This window comes from Actinoplanes sp. NPDC026619 (assembly GCF_040638295.1).
GTDB lineage: Bacteria > Actinomycetota > Actinomycetes > Mycobacteriales > Micromonosporaceae > Actinoplanes.
In genome coordinates, this window is record NZ_JBEZYA010000039.1 from 17,042 (window position 1) to 37,404 (window position 20,363).

At 72.4% G+C, this 20,363-nt stretch carries 9 protein-coding genes; 2 read left to right on the forward strand and 7 right to left on the reverse strand.

Annotated elements, in window-relative coordinates:
- Window positions 1–33: 33 nt before the first annotated feature.
- On the reverse strand, window positions 34–2,301 hold the full coding sequence (locus AB0E90_RS46260; protein WP_360419126.1) for an ATP-binding protein: 2,268 nt from the start codon (window positions 2,299–2,301) through the stop codon (window positions 34–36).
- 119 nt (window positions 2,302–2,420) lie between these two features.
- Here AB0E90_RS46260 and AB0E90_RS46265 point away from each other — a divergent pair, with 119 nt between their 5' ends.
- Both AB0E90_RS46265 and AB0E90_RS46270 read left to right on the forward strand, forming a co-directional pair.
- Window positions 2,421–3,335 carry a serine hydrolase gene (locus tag AB0E90_RS46265; protein WP_360419128.1) on the forward strand — a complete coding sequence of 305 codons (915 nt, stop codon included), beginning with the start codon at window positions 2,421–2,423 and terminating at the stop codon, window positions 3,333–3,335.
- A 71-nt stretch (window positions 3,336–3,406) separates the two neighbouring features.
- Entirely contained in the window at window positions 3,407–4,318 is a 912-nt protein-coding gene (locus tag AB0E90_RS46270; RefSeq protein ID WP_360419130.1) for a hypothetical protein, read from the forward strand.
- A 1-nt stretch (window position 4,319) separates the two neighbouring features.
- Here the strand turns inward: AB0E90_RS46270 and AB0E90_RS46275 are convergent, their stop codons facing one another.
- The 6 genes from AB0E90_RS46275 to AB0E90_RS46300 are packed head-to-tail and all read right to left on the reverse strand — an operon-like array spanning window position 4,320 to window position 20,363.
- Window positions 4,320–4,859, reverse strand: coding sequence for a hypothetical protein (locus AB0E90_RS46275; RefSeq protein WP_360419132.1), 540 nt, complete (start codon window positions 4,857–4,859; stop codon window positions 4,320–4,322).
- Complete coding sequence (locus AB0E90_RS46280) at window positions 4,838–10,171, reverse strand: DNA/RNA non-specific endonuclease (RefSeq protein WP_360419134.1); 5,334 nt, start codon at window positions 10,169–10,171, stop codon at window positions 4,838–4,840. The genes AB0E90_RS46275 and AB0E90_RS46280 overlap by 22 nt, the downstream gene beginning before the upstream one ends.
- A 4-nt stretch (window positions 10,172–10,175) precedes the next feature.
- Complete coding sequence (locus tag AB0E90_RS46285; protein ID WP_360419136.1) at window positions 10,176–13,121, reverse strand: DUF6519 domain-containing protein; 2,946 nt, start codon at window positions 13,119–13,121, stop codon at window positions 10,176–10,178.
- The gene (locus tag AB0E90_RS46290; RefSeq protein ID WP_360419138.1) at window positions 13,106–15,562 is read right to left on the reverse strand and encodes a hypothetical protein; all 2,457 of its coding nucleotides are present in this window, start codon (window positions 15,560–15,562) and stop codon (window positions 13,106–13,108) included. Before AB0E90_RS46290 ends, AB0E90_RS46285 begins: the two co-directional genes overlap by 16 nt.
- Window positions 15,559–17,985, reverse strand: a complete 2,427-nt coding sequence (locus AB0E90_RS46295; protein WP_360419140.1) for a baseplate J/gp47 family protein — start codon at window positions 17,983–17,985, stop codon at window positions 15,559–15,561. The genes AB0E90_RS46290 and AB0E90_RS46295 overlap by 4 nt, the downstream gene beginning before the upstream one ends.
- A complete protein-coding gene (locus AB0E90_RS46300) occupies window positions 17,982–20,363 on the reverse strand; it encodes a baseplate J/gp47 family protein (protein WP_360419142.1) in 2,382 nt (793 codons plus the stop codon). Before AB0E90_RS46300 ends, AB0E90_RS46295 begins: the two co-directional genes overlap by 4 nt.

Sequence of the window (20,363 nt, forward strand, 5' to 3'; positions counted from 1 at the left end):
ATGTGTTTCCCGGCAGTTCTTGACTTGACGCGCCTACTGACCGGGGAGCGGAGTGGACGCCGGCCGCGGCGGGGTGACGAGAAGCCGGCGAGTGGTCACCGGGGCGGTGCCCATCAGCGGCAGGGTGAACGAGATGACCGTACCGCCGCCGGGGTTGTCGGTTGCCACGATGTCGCCGCCGTGCCGCTCGACGACGCGATGGCAGATCGCCAGGCCCAGGCCGGTGCCGGGATAGCCGCCGGCATGCTGCGCCACCCGGTGGAAGGAGGTGAACACGCGGGGCCGGTCCTCCGGGGGGATGCCGATGCCGCGGTCCGCGACGTCGATCCGGGTCCGGCCGTCCGGTTGCGGATGAGCGGATATGACGATGCAAGCCTGCTCTCCGGGCCGGGTGTATTTGAGGGCGTTGCCGATGAGGTTGTCCAGCAGCTGCCGCACCATCACCCGATCGACCAGCACCAGCGGCAACGCCGCGCTCGTGATGTCCGGCAGCGGTGGCTGCGGGCCGCCCGGCACCCGCAGGTGCGTGACACGGTCGGTGACGACCTCGTCGACCAGCCCGCGCAGGGCCACGGGTTCGAGGTTGAGGCTGCCGTCGCGGGCGGTGGCGTAGGCGAGCAGGTCCTCGATCAGCCGGCGCATCCGGTCGACGCCACTGATGATCCGGGCCGCGGTGGGCCGCAGCGTGGCCGCGTCGTCGCCGTCGGCGAGACCGTCGTTCAGCAGGTCGGCGTAGCCGGCGACGACCGACAGCGGAGCCCGCAGGTCGTGGGCGGCCACGGCGGCGAAGGCCCGCAGATCAGCCTCCCGTTCGCGCAGGTCGCTGATCGTCGCGGCGAGCTCGGCCTCGGCCGCCTTGCGAGCGGTCACGTCGTGGAACACCGCCACCGCCCCCACCCGGCTGTTCGCCCGGTGCAACGGCCGGGCGGACACGCTGAGCGTCATCGGGTCCGGCCGGGCCTCGCTGCGCACGACCATCTCGTCCTGCTCGGCGTGCTCGCCGTCCAGCGCCCGGATGATCGGCAGGTCGGCGGTGCGATACGGGGTGATGCCGTCGGCCTCGTAGAACCCGGATCGGGCGGCCCAGTCGCGGTCGGCGGGATGTTTGTCGAGGTCGACCATCCCCTGCGCGGCCGGGTTGAAAAGCAGCGGCCGGCGATGCTCGTCGATGACCACGACCCCGTCGCTGATGCTGTTCATCACGGCTTCCAGCAGGTCGGCCTGCTCCCGGGCGGCGACCTCGGCGGCGACCAGGTCGCTGGTCGCGGTGCGCACCCTCGCCTCGGCGCGGGCCCGGCCGGTCGCCAGCACCCAGACCAGGCCGGCCAGCAGCAGCCCCAGCAGACTGCCGCTGACCGCGACGACGGCCGGCATCCGGGTGATGCCGCCGGGCAGTGCCGCCGCCGGGGCGGCGACGTGCAGATGCCACCGGTGGTCGGCGACCGTGATGGAGCCCTCGGTGCTCAGATCACGGCGGCCGGGGTGCGCCGATCGCACGGCGGCGACGGTGACCGGGCGGTCGGCCGCGGCGTCGGCGGTGAGCGTGACGTCGAGCAATCCCTGCGAGACCTGCGACAGGGCGGTGTCGAGGAACTTCTGCCCCCGCAGCCCCATCAGGATCCAGCCGCTCAGGGTCCGCGCCCCGGTCACGGCGGACGTGGCATAGACCGGAGCGGTGAGGACGAACGACATCTGCCGCTGCGCTTCCGGCAGACTCCGGTCGATGAGCAGTTGATAGGCGTCGGAAATGGTCACCTGGCCGGTGCGGCGGGCCTCACGCAGCGCACGGACCGGGGCCGGGGCCTGTCCGACGTCGATACCGGTGAGGGTCCGGCCGGTCGGGTCGTCCAGCCAGCGGGCGAACACGGAGAACAGGTGCTCGTTGACCCCGGGGGCGGGCTGCAGCCGCAGGTCAGGCAGGCCGCGGGTGCGCCATGCCGCCTGGGTGTCCGCGACCTGTCCGCCGGTGGCCGTGACCACGAAGACCACCGAGGTCGCCCCGGCCAGTCGCTTGCCCGCCAGCGGCGCCGTGACCTGGGCAAACTTCGCCGCCGTCAGATTTTCGAACGCGCCGGTCGCCGAGGCGATGGCGCCGACCACATCGACGTAACGGCCGATCTCGGCCGACGCGGCCGCGACCACCAGCGCGTTACGCCGGGCCAGTTGCAGCTCGGCGTTGTTGTGCTGACCGGCCGCCAGGGCCGCGGCGGCCCCGAACGCCGCGGTCACCGCGATGACCGCGACCAGGCCGGCGAGCAGCAGCGCTTGCCGGGCGCGCAGCTCGGCGGCCAGTCGTCTCACACCATTCCAGTCGGCGGCTCGGCCGATCACCTGATCGGCAACGCCGATTTCCCGCCACCGGGTTCGCGACGGGCCGGTGGGGTTTGAGAGTTCGGCCGCCGCCGGGCAGTATGCATCGGATGCAGCGCTCCCGTTACGTCGTCGTCGCGGTCCTGGCCACCCTGCTCGGCGGCTGCGGCTCCGGCGATGACCAGGCATCGTCGGCCACGAAACCGTCGTGGGTGAGCGCCGCCCCGTCCACCGCGCCCTCGGCATCCACATCCGCGTCCGCGTCGGCCTCCCCGTCGGCGAGCGCCACCACGGCGGCGGCCGCCGACTGGTCGGCGAAGGCCAAGAAGCTGAACGCGGCGCTGGCCAAGGTGCCGGGCGCCTACTCGGTGGCCGTGCTCGACAAGAAGACCGGCCAGAAGTACGCCTACCGCGGCACCGTCAGCTACGACACCGCGAGCATCGCGAAGGCGCAGATCCTCGCCTGCATGCTCCTGCACGACCAGGCCGCCGGTCACGGCCCGACCTCCGGCGAGATGGCGCTGGCCAAGCCGATGATCCGGCTCAGCGACAACAACGCGGCGACCAGCCTGTTCCAGCACGTCGGCGGCCGCTCCGGCGTGGGGGCCTGCAACCGCAAACTCGGGCTGACCCACACCGTGGTCAACAGCGCGTGGGGCCTGACCCGGACCACCGCCAACGACCAGACCCGCCTGCTGAGCGAGTTCGTCGACGCCGCCGGCCCGCTGAGCTCCGCCTCCCGCAAGACGATCTTCGATCTGACGAGCACGGTCTCCTCGGCGCAGCGCTGGGGCGTCCCGTCGGTCGCGAAATCCGGCGAGACCGCGACCGTCAAGAACGGCTGGGACACCCGGTCGGCCGATGGCGGCCTGTGGGCCATCAACACGATCGGCCGCGTCACCGGCCGCGGCGGCGAGGTCAACGTCTCGATCGCTGTCCTGTCGCACGACAACCGGTCGATGTCGTCGGGCGTCACCCTGGTCCAGAAGGTGGCCAAGCTGACTCGTCAATACCTCGGTTTCTGAGCGGCTCGCTGAAGGATCGACCGCTGTCGCATAATGTGCGGGCAATCGGCGGGGGCAACGCGGGGGAAAAAATGGACAGTGACGATCGGGTCGCCGAGATCGAGGAGTGGGTTCGCCAGCGGGAACGCTCCATCCGCCGGCGACACCGGCTCGACCGGATCTGGCGGCGGACCGGTCCGGCCCTCCGCGTTGTCGTGGCCGTCCTGCTGGCCGGCGCCGGCATCCTGGTCGTGCGCCATCTGACCAGCGACGGCGAGCAGTCGGCGGCGAACGCCGCCGCGCCGACGCCGAGCGCTTCGACGGCAGCGCCCGCCGGGCCGTTCGCGGGCACGCCGGCCGCGGGCTACCCGAAAGGCGCGGCCGGGATCACGCTCCCGCCGGCGAAGGCGGTGCAAGGTTTCTCGGCGAAGCAGGTCACGGCCGACCTGGCGAAGGTGCGCACCGCGCTGATCGCTTCCCGGCTCGACCCGCGGATGACCGACCGGCATGACACGAGCGGGTTCGTGAAGTTGCTGGCCCCCGCCAGCCAGACGTTCGCCAAGACGCACTTCGGGACCGAGACCGGTCTGTCGCTGGCGACGTGGATCGATCCGCTGGCACCGCTGGACCCGGCCGAGCAGCCACGGGTCAGCGGGCGGGTCAGCTACGTGTCGAAGGTGCAGCAGGGCATCCCGATGCTGACCGTGACGACCAATTTCATCTGGGTGTACGCATTCCGGCGCGCCGACCACCCGGTCGCCGCCGAGCACGCCGAGATCATCTGGACGTTCTCCGAGTCACCGCATTTGCAGCCCCAGGACCGCGGGATGTTCATCAGCAGCGTCAACGGCTACAGCGCGCTGGTCGACTGCGCGGCGACCACCCGCGGGATGCTCGCGCCGACCCCGTTGAACGGCGGCGCCGTGCCGGATCCGAGCGACACCGAAGACCCGAATCAACTTTTGAACGCCGACCACGGCCTCGAGATTCACGACGACTGCTGACCTACGAGCCGAATGATCGCAGGGTGCGCAGGAACTCCGCGTGCGCCGGGTCTTCGGGGAGGCGCTCGATCCGGACGCCGATGGGCCGGGACGGTGGATGCGGGGCGCCTCCGGCGGCTTCCCATTCGAGGGTGTCGACGAACGGGTTGATCGCCGCCCGGCCCACGATCAGCAGGTGACCGTCGAGCTCGGCGATGCTCAACGCGTGATCGATCCGGCGGCCGTCCACGTCGGGCAGAGCGGAGACGAAGGCGAACCAGGTGGTGGCGGTCAGGGAGGCCACCGCGTACAACACTCGCGGTCCGAAGTCGGCGCCCTTGCCGGGCATAGCCTCGTCGTCTCGGCCGCCGGGCCGGACGGAGCGGTCGACGGTCAGGGTCAGCCGGCGGCCGGGGGCGAAGAAACTCCGGGCGCGGCCGCGCGATTCGGCGTACGTGTCGTCGTCCGGCTCGGACACGGCGGCACGTGCGGCCGCCGTCTCGGCCGCGATGAACTCCCGTACGAAATCGGCCACGGCCGTCAGCCGTTGATCAGCAGCCATTCATCCGCTCCGATGAAAGTGTCTCTTGTCATGGTCTTGGGCGCCGGGCGGCCGCCGGCCGGAGGCAAGGCTGCCGTCCAGACGTAGGTAATCTTGGTGACCCGCATCAGATCCTTGTGGATCTCTTTCTCCCTGATCATTTTGACGATCATGGCGTCCAGGTTCGTGCCGATCAGAGCGGCGGGGAAATCCGGATCCTTCTTGATCTGATCCAGCAGGTCGGTGTCCCGGAGCGCGCCGAAACTGACCGTCACGTCGAGTTCGAACACCACCTCGCGGTGATCGCGCTTGTTGTCCTCGGCGTACTTCTTGATCGACGCGCCGATCAGGCGCTCCGCTTCCCGCATCGTCACCTGGTTGTAGTAGGCGCTGGTGGTGATCAGGTTGTCGCCCTCCGCGAAGCCGCTGCCGCCGAACTCGTTGGCGATCAGGTGGGCACGGTTCAGGTCCTGGCCGGCCGTGAACGCGGGCGAGTCCTCGGTCACGCCGCGCCCGCTCATCATCCGCAGACCGGAGCCCCCGGCCTTGATCTGCAGCCCCTTGCTCGCGTCGGTGACGATGACGAACTCCTGGCCGACGACCGTACGATATTTCGTGGTCCGGACGCCGTTGACCTCCTTGGGCCCGATCAGGTCGAGCGGGCGGAACTTGGTGTGGTCAGGAATGCGTTCGGTGGGTAGCACGAACCGGCCGCCGCCCGGGTAATCCCAGACGAACGAGATCTCCTCGATCCGCTTCTGCAGCTTGGCCTGGTACAGATCGTCGATGACCTTGCGGTCGAACGCGTCCTGCAGGTTCTGCGTTCCGTCCTGCCGGAGCCGCTGCTTGACGGCCTCCCCCAGCAGCGTCCGGAAATCGCGGCGGACCGTGTGCGTGGCAGCGCCTTCCACGAAGGCGAAGTCGTCGAAGTCGCCGGTGTCCGCCGATCGCTCCCCCGGCGCGGTGGTGAAGTAGGGCAACAGTCTGCGATGGGTCGGCTCCTCCGCCAGGTACGCCAGTCCCCCGGCCTGGGTGCCGCCCATCACCGTGTCCGGCCAGAGGCGTTTGGCCTTCTCGTCGTTGCCGATCTTTATCTCGGCGATCTGCTCCAGCCATCGCTCGTGCCAGGTCCTCTGGCGGCCCTGGCCCAGGCCCGGCAGATGCTTCGCGATGTCCTTGAGGATCTCCTCGACGTCGATCTTCTCGCCGAACAGTTCGAACAGCTCGTCCAGCAGTACGGCGATCGCCCGTTCCCGGTTCTCCAGCTCGTCGTCGGACGGTGGCTTGTGCTCGTCGCCCTGCTTGGCCTTCGCGGCGAGGAATTCCTTGGACAGCGCCGCCGCTTCGGTATTGCTCTCGTCGGCGATCGGTTCGAGCCGGTCCAGCAGGGTCGCGGCCTGCGCTCGTTTGGCGTTGTCCGCCGGCTCCTTCGCGGCGATCTTCGCCCGCCATTGCTTGATCTTGGCAGTGAGCTGTTCCGGCATCGACGCGACCATCAGACGGGCAGCGGCGCCGGCCTCCTCCACCCAGAGCTTGTGCGTCTCCCCCGCGGCCGAGAACCGCACCGTGGAGCCCAGTTCGTCGTCCTCTCCCGCCTCACCCTTGCCACCGAGTCCGAGCGACGCCAGGATCGCGCGCCCACGCTCGACGAGTGCGCCGATCAACTGGTCGACGATCTTCAGGACCGCGGTCTGCAGATCCTTGATCAGCTCCGCGATCTGGAGGGGGAGGTCGCCGAGGCCGGCCCAGTCGGTGAGGAAATCGATGACCGTGGGCAGCAACCCGGCAAGAGCCTTCTCGACGGCCAGCGCGAGCTTGCCGACGTTGCCGGCCAGCACGTCGGCGATCCCGTTCACCACGGTCTCGATCAGGGTGAAGATCGTGGCCGCGTTGTTGAAGACCCAGGTCAGGACCTTGTAGATCAGCTCGATCGCCTGCAGCACCGCGCCGACCGGGTTGAACATCGCCAGGACCCGGACGGTAACGATCTTGATCAGCCGGCTGGTGAGATAGTCGACGGCGGCATCGAAGATCATGTCGAGCAGGGTCGCCGGAGCCAGCTTCTCCTCGATCATCTCGACCAGGCCCGCCGGGCCCTTCTCGATCAGAAGGTTGACGAAGCCCCAGACCTTCTCGATCAGGTCGACGTTGTGCGCGCCGACGTGCCGGACCAGGATCTCCCGGATGTTGGGCCAGGTCAGGCCCATCAGCTGCAGCGCGAAGGCGAACAGGCTGCGCGGCGTGAAGTCGGGCGGCAGCTGCACGCCGACCGGGCCGAGACCGGAGAACAGCCAGTTCCAGAAGCTCTTGATCAGGTGGTCCGGGAAGTGGCTGAAGAACAGCTCGAAGCCCTGCGCCAGGCCGTCGACCAGGTGGTTGATGAAACTCTGCGGGTCGTCGGCGATGTCGGCGAGGACTGCGGCGATCTTGTCGACCAGCGCCCAGAACGATTTCGGCGGGATATGCAGCAGCGTGAGCAGGCCCTCGATGATCGCCTTGACCGGGTCGGCGAGGAACGCCTCGATCGCGTCGCGGATCCGCCCGATCACTCCCTTCGCGGCCTCCCGCAGTTCCTCGACCTTCTGCCGCACGTCGGCGACCGAGGCGACCGCGCGCTGCGAGAGGTCGGCGACGAAGGCCGTACGCGCCTTGGCGACCTGGTCGGAGAGTCCGTCGAGCCGGCTGGCGAACCCGCCGCGTTGCTGCGCCGCCCAGGCCTCGAGCCCCTTCGGCAGACCGGTGAAGAGGGCGTCGTTCTGCTGACGGGCGGCCTCGACGACGGCCTGCGCGGCGTTGACGACCCGTTGCACCTCGGTCGAGATGGACAGCAGCAGGGCGCGGATGCCGGCGCCGAAGGTCTGCTCGGCCGTGTCGTACTGCTCGGTCACCCAGGCCGGGTATCCGGACCACTTGTCCCACTTGCCGACGAACCATCCGCCCGCCCCGGAGTGCCGTTCGTCGATCCAGGCCTGGACCCGGCTCAAGCTGTCGGTGAACTCGGTCGACAGCCGCGCCAGGCCGGCGTCCCAGCTTTTCACCGCGGTGCCCGGCAGCGGGGTCAGCAGTGCTCCGACCGCGGCGCTCGCGGCGTCGTAGTTCTTCTGGGCCTGCGCCGAGATCCGCGCGCGCGTGTTCTCCTCGTCCTTGACCATCTCGCGCTGCCCGGCGCCGACCGCTCGCACCGTGCTGCCGCGGGCCGTGGTGAGGGCTTCGAGCGCGGTCGCCTGCAGAGCGTCCATGTCGGCCTTCGCCGACGCGATGGCCTCGCCCTGCTGCCGGGCCACCTCCGCCGGCCCGGTCTTGGCCAGTCCGGCCAGCTCCGCGCGGCCCGCGGCGATGTCCGAGAACGGCGCGGTGCCCTGCAACGGTTCGGCCGACGGCCGGTCGGGCCGGGCCGCGGCCGCCTGGTTCTCGACCCGTGCCCGGTCGGCGTCCAGCGACAGGTCCCGCGCCGGGATCGCTTCCGGCGCGACCGAACCGGCGACGAGACCGGGATCCGCGACGGCGCCCGCGGGCGTGGGCACCGGACTGGGCGTGAGCGTGGGTGTGCCGGTGGGTGGGGTCTGCAGCTCGGCGTACGAGCCCCGCACCCGCTCGGTGTCGCGGCCGATCGCCGGGGTGAGGGTCTGCCCGGCGCCGGCCGCCGCGGCCTGCGCGGTCGACTTGGTCAGGTTCTCGACCTTGACCGGGCGCCGGGCCCGGATCGCCGCGACGATCTCGTCGCCGAGCTTGAGCAGCTCCGGCGAGGGCGCGTCCGTGCTGCCCAGCCGGTCCGCCAACTGCTGACCCGCCCGGGCCTTCGTCTCGACGGCCGGCTCGGTCACCGCGCCCCGGGCCGCCTGCACGCTCTCCGGTGCCGAGGGCAGCGTCCGGGCCGTGGTCGCGGCGGTCCGCGCGGCTCGGCTGGTGTGCCGCAGGGAGTCCCGTTGCCGGGGTCCGGGCTCGGCCGGGGCGGGTGGCATGAGCAGCTCGACCGGCCTCGGCGCGGGCCTGCCCTCGGCCCCCTCGGGTTCGGCGCCGGCTTCGCCGGTCCGGGTGGGCGCCGGGCCCGGCTCGGTGGGGACGATTCCGGAGGCGGCCGGGCCTTTTCCGTACGCCGGGGGTAGCGGCCCGGTGCGGCCGGCCGGCGAGTCCGTCCCCGGCCGGGTCTCCAGGCCGGCCGCCGCCCCCAGCCGGATTTCCAGACCGGCCGCCGCCCCCGGCCGGATTTCCAGACCGGCCGCCGCCCCCGGCCGGATTTCCAGGCCGGCCGCCGCCCCCGGCCGGATTTCCAGGCCGGCCGCCGCCCGCTCGGCCCGTAACGCGGCGGTGATCTCGGCGGCGTCGGAGCCGGCGTCCGGCGGGGTCCGGAACAGTTCCGCGAACAGGGCGCCCTTGTCGCCGTGCTCCAGTTCCGCCCGCGACTCGGCCGGCAGCCGGGCGAGCGTGCCCAGCAGCGCTCGGTGGGCCGGCCCGGAGAGCCGCCGCGGATCGACGCCGTGCAGCACGCCCGGCGGCAGGGTGCCCAGTTCGGCCGGGGTGAGGGCGGCCAGGACGGCGACGCAGGCCTCCGGGAACTCCTGGTGGTGGGAGTCGTCGAGGTGAGCGAGCCGGAGGCGCAACTCGGGGCGCAGCGACCGGACCAGGGCCCGGATCACCACGAACTGCGTCGCGCTGAGCACCCGCAGGGCGTTCTCTCCGCCGCCGGCGCCCTGCTTCGGATCGAGCCGGTCGGCGACCGCGCCGAGATCGGCGCGGTGATTCGGCACGACCAGCGATTCCAGGTCGCGTTCGGCCTCGGTGTCCAGGGCGATGCCGGACACCCCGGTGTCGCGCGCCTCGTGCCCGTCCGGCAGCACCTGCCGGGGAGTCCACAGCGGCCGATTCAGCCGGGCGGCCTCGGCCAGCCCGCCGGCCTCCGCCTCCGCGGCGCGCACGTCCGGGGCGCGGGCGGACGTGGCCCGGTTCCGGTGCTGGGCCAGGTGGGCGAGCTCGTGCACGATCAGCGAACGGCTCGGCGGGGTGGCCGGGTCCAGCGCGCCGGTGAGCCGGATGCCGTCGGCTCGGGCGTAACCGTGCGGCCGGTCCGGACCCGGCGCCAGGGTCACCCGGGTGTGCGCCGGGTCCAGGCCGAGCAGGGGCGCGACCACATCCAGTACGGCGCGGACCCGCTCGGGCAGATCCGGGCCGTGCGCGAACGTCGTGCTCGGGGCGGGCGGAAAGATCGGGCGGGGCCGGGCGGGCGAGGGTTTGGCGGGCCGCCTGGCTTCGGGCGGGGCGGACTTACCGGCGTCGGCCGCCCGTGCGTGTGCCGGGGTCTGCGGGCCGGGTTTGCCCGGCGGGGCGGCAGGCATCGACCTAGGGCTTCACGTCGTTCAGGAATTCCCAGGTGCCCGGCGCCGCCACATTCTGCCGGGCCGGCAGTGAGACGACTCCGGCGAACACATTTCCGCTCACCGCCAGCCTTTCCATGTCGCTGACCGAGATAGCGGTCTTCTCCTTGTCGGTCAGGCACATGTTGCCAACGATCGTGGCGTTCTGAAAGCCTCCGACAAAAGCAACGGGGTATTGCTTCGACCCGGAGAGCCGATTGCCGGTCACGGTGGCGGCCGAAAGCTCAGCGCGGCGATCGATGAACAGGATGAGCGCACTTGCCCCGCCCAATTGAAGTCCGGATTCGACGTCGTTGCCAACGACCGATACACGCGGCCGGGATACGGATTCCTCAAGACGGCTCAGCGCGAACAATTCGCCGACGCCGTCGGCGGCACGCTGCATCTCCGCCGGCAGACTCGTCAAGCCGCCGAGCACGTCGATCCTCTCGCCGTCTCCGTCGCGACGCGGGTGCTCGGCGGCAAGCTTGCGGACCAGTTCCTCCGTCCAGGCACGTCGCCGTTCGGCGGCCGCGGCGCGCAGAGCGGCCAAATTTTCGGCGTCCAGCCGGCTGACCCGGTCCACGGGCGGCTCCGGAAGGACGGGCAGCGGATACGTGACGGCGATCAACCGCAGCTCCGACCGCGCGCGCTCGGTCGTCAGAATCGTCCAGGTATCCCGGACGGCGGTTACCGCCCGCCGATCCACGTCCTGGTCGAGGAAGTCGACCTTCAGGTCCGGCCCGCTGTGCGGCATATCTTTTATGTCGATCGAGAATCCGCAATTCCGAAACGTGTTTTCCTGGACTCTGACAAGACCCACTTCACCCTCGATGAACACGCCGGAGGCGAGACCGCTGAAAGTGTTTTCAGTGAACTCGGAATCATCGATAGCGGCATTCATCACCACATCGCCGATGAATCGTGCCCGCCCGGCCGTGTCTTTGCCGGTGAGCGAGTCCATCGAGGCGGCGGTATCGGTCAGGGTAAAACCTTCGAGCCACGACGCCAGATCGTCGGGACGCGGATATCTGAACTGGTTTCGCAGAATGCGGAACTCACGGCAGGTGCCGAGAGGGTAGATGGCGACGCCGAAGGTGTCGGCCACCTCCAAGGGGAACTCGAAGAGGCAGTCGCTGATCTCCAGGTTCATGCAGTACACCGGCCGGATCCCGATCGAGCTGTTTGCGATGGCCAGGGCATTGATCCCGCGGATCATCCTGGCGTCGAGGACGCCGCCGGGCGTGCCACGAACCCGTCCGTCGACGCGCGGCACCGACGGCAGCAGGAACGCGAACCCTTTGATCGCGACATCGGTCGCGTCGGTCAGGACGATCATTCCTTGGCCGAATCGCTCCTCGGCGCCGGGAAACACCGACAGGACGACCCCGTCGGAACACGCCTTGAGTCGCAGGCCCGAGTGGTTCTTGGCCAGCACGAGGGGCGCCACCATCTGGTAGCGGCCCGGTGCGAAGCAGACCGTGATACGACCGGCTCGGCCCTGCTCCTGGCGGTCCTTGATCGCCGCATCGATCAGTTCCTGGAGTTTTCCCGACTTCGCGTCCTCCGGGTGGACCTCGATGGTGCAGCAGCAGCCACCGCCGGACGGTGGGACCGGCGGCGGGTAGTGCCGGCGGCAGTCCTCACGCACGGTCAGCTGCTGGGCTTTGCGACTGATGTCGATCACGGCCAGCGGGCACGCCCAGACCAGCGGGCCGTCCGGCGGCTGCGGGGCGCGGAGCAGACGGGCCGGCAGAACCTCGGTCGGGGTGCCGGGCCGGACGCCGATGCACCAGTAGTCGTCCACCCGCAGCGGCCCGCCGGTGCTGGTCAGCGTCACCTGCACGCCGGTGTCGCCGAGCACGAAGGTGGTGCCGGGCCGGACGCCGGTCACCCGTTGTTCCCAGACGCGCAGGTAGGTCGGCCGGCCGTCCACGTATTCGTTCGGGATCGGCGCGGGGAACGACACCTGTTTGGTGCCCGGGTCGTACGACGTGGCCAGCAGCCCGACGTGTCCGCCGAGCGCCGCCACGAAACCCTCGTCGACGCCGTCGGTCGCGCGCAACCGGGCGGTGGACCGCAGCACCTGCACGGCCTGCCCGGCCCGGGGCCAGTGGTGCTCGTCCACCGGCCGCCGTTGCAACGTCACCGTGGCGAGGCCGCCGTCGACGACCACCCGGTAGAGCATCGACGCGTTGTCGTACCCCCAGATCAGCTCGCAGCTCCCGGCGGCGGCGTCGACGGCGGTGATCTGAACCCGGATCACCTGGTTCTCCGCGCCGAGATAGCCGCCGGTCGCGGCCGGCTCGCACGGGCCGGCCCCGCCGGCCGGTGTCTGCCAGCTCACCTGCAGGCGGGTGTTCGACAGCAGCTCGGCCGTCGCCGGGTCGTAGGTCAGTCCCTCGGTCGCCCAGCTTTTGATGTCCTCGGCGAGGGCGCCCGCGCAGTTGGCGGATTCCACCCCGCGCACCTCGATGTGCTGGACCAGCCGGGCGCGGGCGGCCCCGTCCGGGCCACCCAGCGCGGGTTCGCTCAGCGCCGGGTCCTCGACCGCGGTGACCTCCCGCTCGCGGACCGTCAGCAGAACGTGCCCGCGAGGCCGTTCGAACAGCGCACCCCGGCCCGGGCCGTCGAGCCAGTCCGGCTGCTGGAGGATGTCGACCGGCGCGGGCACCTCCACCCGGTTGCCGCCGACGTACATCGTCCCCGGATCGACCAGCAGGACGGCCGGGCCGGGCGAGCTGACCTCGTAACCGTCGTCGGGCGTACCGGCCGGGCCGATGATGTCGATCAGCTCGAGCCGGCGCTCGCGGGCGGCGATCATCCGTTCCTCGCCCTGCTCGGCCTCGAGCGTCACCCGGCCCTGCTGCGGCACGACGCCGGTGTAGCGCCGGGACGGATCGAAGGACAGTCGCGCTATGTCGGTGGCCATGGTCTGCCTCTCGTCGTCTCGCCGTCCGGGTCGGCGGCCGGCAGGTGCACGATCACCGGGCTCAGGCCGACCGGCAGGAACTCCTGGAGCTTGATGAGCAGTGACCGGTCCTTCACCGCGGCCGCGTCGCGGCAGAACACGCCCATCTCGGAGCCGTCGTGGCTGCCGGTGAGCAGGCTCGGCCGGCCGCCGGTGTTGCCACCCAGCACCGCGGTGTCCGCGCTGTCGGTGAGTTGGGCGTAACCCCATTCGCCGTAGCGGCGGCTGACCATGACCGGCGCGCCGGCGGCGATCTCGACGGACTCGTAACGGCGGGGCAGGGCGCTGTCCCGGGACCACCCGGAGAAGCGGACGCAGCCGGTCTGGGCGTCCCCCACCCGGACGACACCGTCGAGGATCGACTCGCTGCACTCCAGACGATGGACGTACGCCGGGCCGAGCACGGTGCACCGGGTCAGTCGCACGGTTCCGGCGGCGGTCGCGACAGCCGCGTCGGCCAGGGCCAGGGGGTACGCCTCGGCAAGCAGTTGCCGGTTCAGAACGGTGCGGGCGGCCCCGGTCGGAGCGGCCAGTGCCGCGGCCAGGGTCGAGTCCCGGAGCGGCCGGCCCGCGAACCGTTCCGCCGTCCAGATCAGGGGGCCGGCGATCACCGTGGTCAGCGCGGCGATCAGCTGCGCCGACTGCGCCGGGGCCAGCGCGGCAACGATGACCGGCCGGCCGGTGAGCCACTGCGACAGCGGATCCACCGGCGCGACGGCGATACCCGGGCCGGCGCCCAGGGCGGTTCGCAGCGAGTCCGCGTCACGCAGCGCGGTCAGCTCGCCGGGCAGCTCGGTCGGCAGCGCTTGCAGCACCGAGTCGGTCGCCTCCAGTGACTCGATCAGGCCTTGGCCGCGGGTCCGGATCGGGCCGGTGATGCTGCGGTCGACGATCAGCCGGCCGATCGCACCCTCGACCCAGACGTTGACCGGGCTGAGCTCGCGCCCGTCCACCGCGGACTCCCAGACCGCGGCCGGGGTGCGGTTGCCGCCCGGGGAGCCGGGATCGAGGGTGCAGCAGGAGATCTCGACGGTGTCGAAACGGCCCCGGAGCACCAGGTCGGCGCCGCTGATCAGCAGCCCCTCCAGGCGCAGGGCGGCACCGGCGCCGCCGGTGAGGACCCACTGCCCGCCGGGCGCGGTCCGGATCACGGCGCGGCCCAGGTCGGCGGCCCGGATCGTGACGGTTTGGACCGCCACGTCGGTGACCGCCGGGATGGTCCGTCCGTCGTCGATGAGCACGGTGCCGGCCGGGCCGGCGGCGAGGACGGCCGTTCCGCCGGGCAGGTGGGTCACCGGCGGGGGATCCGCCGGGGTGTCCACCCCGATCCGGCGCCGGTCGTACGGGCCGGCGCCGATCCGGGAGAACAGGCCGTGGTGGTAACTGACGTCGAGGCCGGCGGCCGGCACCGCGCCGACCTTGAACCGGCCGACCTCCGGCCAGACGGTTACGCCGGTCAGCGCGAGCGGCTGCCCCGTCCCGGCCGTCGAGGCGGACAGACTGGCCGGCCAGAACGAGGTCGCGGCGTGCTCCCACAGCACGGTGGTCAGCGGCTGCGGCAGTTGCGACAGGTCGACCGGCACCCAGTTCTCGCCGTAGTCGTTCCCGCTGCGCGCGGCCGCGGTGAACAGCGGTGTCTGCCGTCCGGTCGGGTCGAAGGCGAAATACCCGGGACACGCCTGGACCGGCACCGGGGTGGCCACGTCGACCCGCAGCGAGGCGGACCGCCAGAGGAAGAAGCCGACCTTGGCGATGCCGTACCAGCCGAGGGCGCCGCGACCGGCGCGGACGTCGGCGCGATGACCGAATCCGTCGTACGCGGTGCCGGTCAGAGCCGCGCCCAGCGGATGCCGCAGGTCGGCCCAGCCGCCCGCCGGGGTGCCGGAGAACGGGTCGGTGAGCCGCGCCACCCGTTGCAGGCGCAGCGATCCCGGCGGATCGGCGGTGTCCGCCGGCCGCCCGATCGGCGGGTCCAGGCCGTGCCGGGCCCGGGCCAGTTGCCGGAAGAACTCGATCGCCCGGGCCTCGTACCCGGTGACGTCGTGGGCGAGCTCTTCGAGCAGGGCGACGGTGCCCTTGCGGCGGCGGTACCGGATGGTGTTGGCCACGTCGAGCCGCTGAGCCCGGCTGTCCATGCTGGGCACCAGATTGGTGGCGGGCAGGTCGGCGAGGTAGGGCACGACCCAGGTGTCGCAGGACTCGATCGACTGGTCCTCCCAGAGCCGGTCGATGCCGCGGCGCAGCACCGCGGCCGAGGCGGCCACCCGGTCGAGCAGCTCCCGCAACGGGCCTGCGCCGTCGACGACCTCGCTGTCGGCCGCGCGGTGCACGGCCGGCACGAGCGCCCACAGCTTGTCCGAGTACCACTGCTCGTAGCCGTCCCGGACGGCGGGTTCGGTCATCGGGTGGCCTCCGCGAACCTGAGGTCGGCCGGGTCGAAGGCGAAGAACCCGCCGGGTCCCGGATCGAAGAAGGGACCGTCCGGTGGCTGGGCGCCGGAGCCGGGCCATCGCAGGCGCAGGTCCCGGGCGGCGAGCACTCCCGGGACACCGCACACCACCTGTTCGATCCGGCTGCGGTAGAGGCGGTCGCCCAGGCCCAGCACACCGGCGCCGAAGAGCCCGGTGAGCGCGGCGGCGACCCGCCGGCGGACCGTGGCCACGACCCGGGACGGATCGATCTGGAGGCTGACGGTCAGCGAGACCTGGCGCCCGGTGGCCGCCAGGACGATCGGCGGCCGGTTCGGGTCGCCCTGCTCGGACAGGGCCGTACGAGCGGCGGCGAGCGCGGCCGGGCCGTCACCGACGTAGACGCGGACCGCCGGTCGTTGCTCGTCGGCGTCCCACTCCCAGACGGCGCCGGCCCGGCTGACACCGGGCGCGGCGCGGGCCACCACGGCATAGTCGTCGCCGCTGATCGCGCGGCCGAAGGTGAGCACCGACCGGGGGGCGAGCCGCCGGATCTCGGCGGCCGGTTCGGGATCCGCGCCACCGCCCGGAGGCACCGGATTGCGTACGCCGCGCAGGTTCGGCACCGCATCGAGCAACTGGGTGAGCGTTCCGGGCGGCGGGACGGCGGCGCCGGAACCGACCCGGTAGGTGGCGACGACGGCCGCGCCGGTGGGCAGCCGGCGACCCGTCTCACCGGCGCCGGTCCGGATGTGGGTGCGCCCCTCGTCGTCCTCCCAGGTCTCGAAGATCGGCTCGGCCGGGCCATGGCCGAACAACGACGGCACCTCGGTCCAGAACCGGTCGCCGACGGTCAGCACGATCGTCGAGGAGTAACGGTCCCCGGAGCGGCCGGGCAGGTCGGACAGGTAGGTAACCGGCGTCCGGGACAGGGCGAAGTCCTGCCCGGGCGCGGTGGCGTCGCCAACGCCGAGCACTTCGTCGCGGACGGTGGCGCCCCGGCTGACCGCGACCAGGTCCCAGAGCAGGCGAAGCGGCGGCCGCAGAACGCCGGTGTCCGGTCCCGGGGCCACCGCGACGTCGGCCGTACCGCCGATCGGGGTGACCGTGACCGCGGTTCCGGTGCCGTCGGCGGTCTCGAGCAGCGCGGCGGCGGGGACCCCCGCCGGGGCGGCGGGCGCGGCGGCCAGCGTCAGTCGGCCGGGGAGCGTGCTGATCACGGCCACCGGGGTGTCCAGCAGTGTCCCGGCCGGGGTCCAGCCGAGCGCGACCGAGATCCCCGGCGCGTCCGCCGCCGTGTAGGTGCCGACCACCGCACCGGATCGCGCGCTGATCTCGAGCGCCGCGACCAGCACCGGGATGTCCGGCGCGGTAGGCGAGATGGGTAGTGCCTTGGCGTACCGGAACTCCTCCTGATACTTGCCCAGCCGGACCACGTCGGTGCCCTTCGGGCCGTCGACCACCAGCGGATCGCCCGGGGCGAGCTGCCGCGCCGGAGCGTCCAGGACGAGCTTGGTCGCGGTCACCACCGTGGCGCCCTGCGGAAGCGAAGCGAGGTGCGCCGTGCGGGCCGGGCGCAGCAGCCGCCATCCGCTCGCCGCGGACCGCGGATCCACCCCGGTGGTGCCGCTGAGCCGCACGCGGGTGTTGCGCCGGCCGTGCGAATCCGGCTCGAGGACCAGCGCGGTGACGGTCACCAGATGCGCCGCGCCATTCACGTCCGCCCACGGATCGGCGAGCAGGAGCAGTCGGTCGCCGGCCCGGATCGAGGTCGGCGTGCCCCGCATCAGCACTCCACCGCGGGCCAGCAGCCGCGGGGTGCGGGGCACTTCCGCGGTGCCCGGCGGACTGTTCGGCGGTGGCGCGGAGTCGGACGGCGGCGCATCCGGGTCGGGTGCCCGGGGCGGCGGGGCGCTGGCCGGTTGCGGGAAGGTCGTGACGGCATCGGTCTCGAACGTCTGGCTGTCCACCGCCGGCGTTGCCTTCGACGTGACGGTGAGCCCGGCCGGGACGACCAGGGGCGCCGGGGCGGAGGCCAGCACGGCGAGCCGCCCGGTGGCGCCGATCCCCGGCCGCGGCCGATATCCGAGCAGGCCGACGAGGTGCCGGACGGTGGCGTCGTGCCGGGCGGTGCCGAGGTAAGCCTCGTTGGCGATGAGCTCGGTGTAGAAGGCCAGCACGTCCGCCAGGTACGCCCACCAGTCGACCACGGCCAGCCCGAGGTCGGCGCCCGCGGACGGCCGCCAGCCGGCCAGGTGCACCTCGCCCGGCCGGTGCCGCAGCAGCCCACGGCGGAACGTCGCGAAGTCGCCCGGCCGGTAGGCGATCCGGTCCAGGCCGGCCGGGTTGCCGATCGGCCACTGGTCCGGGTCGTCGGCGCAGGGCAGGTGGCACCCGCAGTCGAGGGTGGTGGTCATTTCCCGCCCTCCACGACGATCCGCAGCGAACCGAACTCCGGCCGGGAGGGGTCGTTGTCCAGCCGCAGGATCTTCTCCGGGGCGATCGGAACCGTCTCCGGCAACGGAACGAAGGCGGGCACCCGGCCGCGCAGCCGGTAACGCACGTCCAGGACGCCCGCGACGCCCGGCGCGGCCTGCACGGCGGCCTCCAGAGCGCTGCGTTCCAGCCCCGCCCCGAAGCCGTGCCGGCCGAGAGCGAAGAACTCCGCCGACGCCGCGCCGATCGCGGCGGCGACCTCGCCGCGCAAGGCTGACGGCCGCGCGCACACGGTGACGACGAGGTCGAGCCCGAGGTACTGCGGGGCCGGCGTCTGCACCTCGTAGCCGGTCATCCGCCGCCGGTCCAGCAGGGCCAGGAGCGCCTCCTGGTCGGCCAGGCCGGATGGCGCGCCGGCCGGCTGCGCGGTGGTGGCCACCGAGAGCCAGCTGCCGGTCCAGCGGATCGCGGTGCCGGCGTCGCGGACCCAGGGCAGTTCCCGGGCGGCGGCGGAGTAGTCCGCGGCCCGGACGGCCCGCAGCTGGTGGGCGCGGAACGCGTGCGGGGCCGTCGCCCGTACGTGATCGGGGGTCTCCTCGTCCGCGCCGCCGGTCGCGGCCAGTGGGTTGACCGCGGCCAGCACCACCCCGGCAAGCTCGGCGGGCACGATGGTGATCGCACCGGCGGCCACGTTCCCGGCCGCGCCGCCGGTCACCCGGTAGGTGACCTCGAACCGGCCGCCCGCCGGAGGCCGGTCGCCGAAGACGCCGGTGCCGAAGCGGATCGAGTCGGCGTCGTCGCCGTCGTACTCCCAGAAGGGCAGCCCGCCGGGCCGGCCGGCGCGCAGATCGGTCCAGCGCACCGGGTCGACGGTGTACGCGCTCTCGAACGGGTCGGCGTCCAGCAGGGACCGCCGCCACCGCCAGGGTTGTGGCTGGTCGCCCGGCGACCGGGGCATCCGGGTCAGCCGGATCTCCGGCACCGTGCTCCCGTCCGGCCCGGTCAGCCAGGCCAGCCGGCCGGCGATCAGGGTGTGCCCGTGCACCGGTGCGGGATCACCGCATCCGGCGTCCGGGCCGGCCCGGGAAACCGCCGCGAGCCGGGCGTCCGGCCCGGCCGGCTCGGGGTCGACCACGAACGTCTCGCTGTGCCGGCGTCCCTGGGTGGCCGGCACCAGGTTGCCGGCCAGGACCGTGCGCTCGAGCGCGTGGTCGGCGGTGAGCGCCTCGGTGGCGTCCCACGCCAGCCGGGTCACCGGCTTCGCGAACAGCGGGTCGACGCTCTCCTCGGCGGCGGTCAGGTGCACCACGTCGACGGCCGGCGCCTCGGCCGGGACCGGCGCGGCGGTCTCGATCAGCAGCGCGGTGCCCGGCGTGCCGTGGATCGGGTCCGCCGGCCGGAAGCCGAACCCGGTGCCGGCCACCCACATCTCGGTGGCTCCGGCGGCCAAGCAGTCCTGCGAGTCGTCCCACCGGTACGGCACGATCCGGGCCTGCGGCGGCGCGACGGTGTGGTCGAGCCGGTTCCACCGCGGGTCCACCGGTAGCGGGCCGGCGGCCGGCGCGATCAGGCCGTCGCCGAGCTCGAACCCGACCCGTCCGCCGCCCGGCTGGGCTGCCTCGACCACCAGTCCGGCCGGCAGCGGTGTCACGGCCACATCGAGCTGGATCAGCGTGCGCGCGGATCGGGCCGGCAGCGGTTCGTAGTCGACGAGGCGGGCATGCCGGACGACCGACCGCCGCTGGGTGGCGGTGGCCAGGGTGGCCTCGGCGGCGATCCGGTCCTGGGTCCAGCTCAGCTCGTCGGCGACCGCGCTGAGCAGCTCGATCAGCATCATCCCGAGGTCCGGCTCGGCGCGTTCGAGCCAGTCCGGGAACTCGCGGGCCGAGAAGTCCAGCAACGCCGCCCGGAAACTGCCGAAGTCCTTCGCGAGATAGTCGATCACGGTGTCGTCGCGGCCGGGCGGCGCGCAGAGCGACGGCGGCTCGCAGTCCAGCTCGGACGGGCAACCGGCCTTGAAGGTGAAGCCGACCTCGGCGCGGAACGGGTCCAGCACCGGCGACGAGATCCGCAGCCGGTACACCGAGAAGTCCCCGACGATCATCGCCCGGAGGTTCAGCGTCGGCCTGCCCTGATCGTCGGCGCTCCAGTCGCCGGGCACGATCGGCTCCACCGGCACGGCCGGCACGGACTCGCCGCCGTCGATCGTCACCGGCTCCGGCCCGGTGAGCGTGCCGTCCACCGGCACCCGATTGACGAAGTGCACCCGCAGGCCGGTCTGGTCGGCCGTGGTGATCTCGATGAAGTCGATGCCGTTGAGCTGCGTCGACAGCACCAGCTCGGCGAGTCGGTCGGACAT

Bases quoted from the DNA above. Each gene is read 5' to 3' on its own strand.
- AB0E90_RS46265 (WP_360419128.1), top strand. From the start codon at position 2,421: ATGCAGCGCTCCCGTTACGTCGTCGTCGCGGTCCTGGCCACCCTGCTC.
- AB0E90_RS46270 (WP_360419130.1), top strand. From the start codon at position 3,407: ATGGACAGTGACGATCGGGTCGCCGAGATCGAGGAGTGGGTTCGCCAG.
- AB0E90_RS46275 (WP_360419132.1), bottom strand. From the start codon at position 4,859: ATGGCTGCTGATCAACGGCTGACGGCCGTGGCCGATTTCGTACGGGAG.
- AB0E90_RS46280 (WP_360419134.1), bottom strand. From the start codon at position 10,171: ATGCCTGCCGCCCCGCCGGGCAAACCCGGCCCGCAGACCCCGGCACAC.
- AB0E90_RS46285 (WP_360419136.1), bottom strand. From the start codon at position 13,121: ATGGCCACCGACATAGCGCGACTGTCCTTCGATCCGTCCCGGCGCTAC.
- AB0E90_RS46290 (WP_360419138.1), bottom strand. From the start codon at position 15,562: ATGACCGAACCCGCCGTCCGGGACGGCTACGAGCAGTGGTACTCGGAC.
- AB0E90_RS46295 (WP_360419140.1), bottom strand. From the start codon at position 17,985: ATGACCACCACCCTCGACTGCGGGTGCCACCTGCCCTGCGCCGACGAC.
- AB0E90_RS46300 (WP_360419142.1), bottom strand. From the start codon at position 20,363: ATGTCCGACCGACTCGCCGAGCTGGTGCTGTCGACGCAGCTCAACGGC.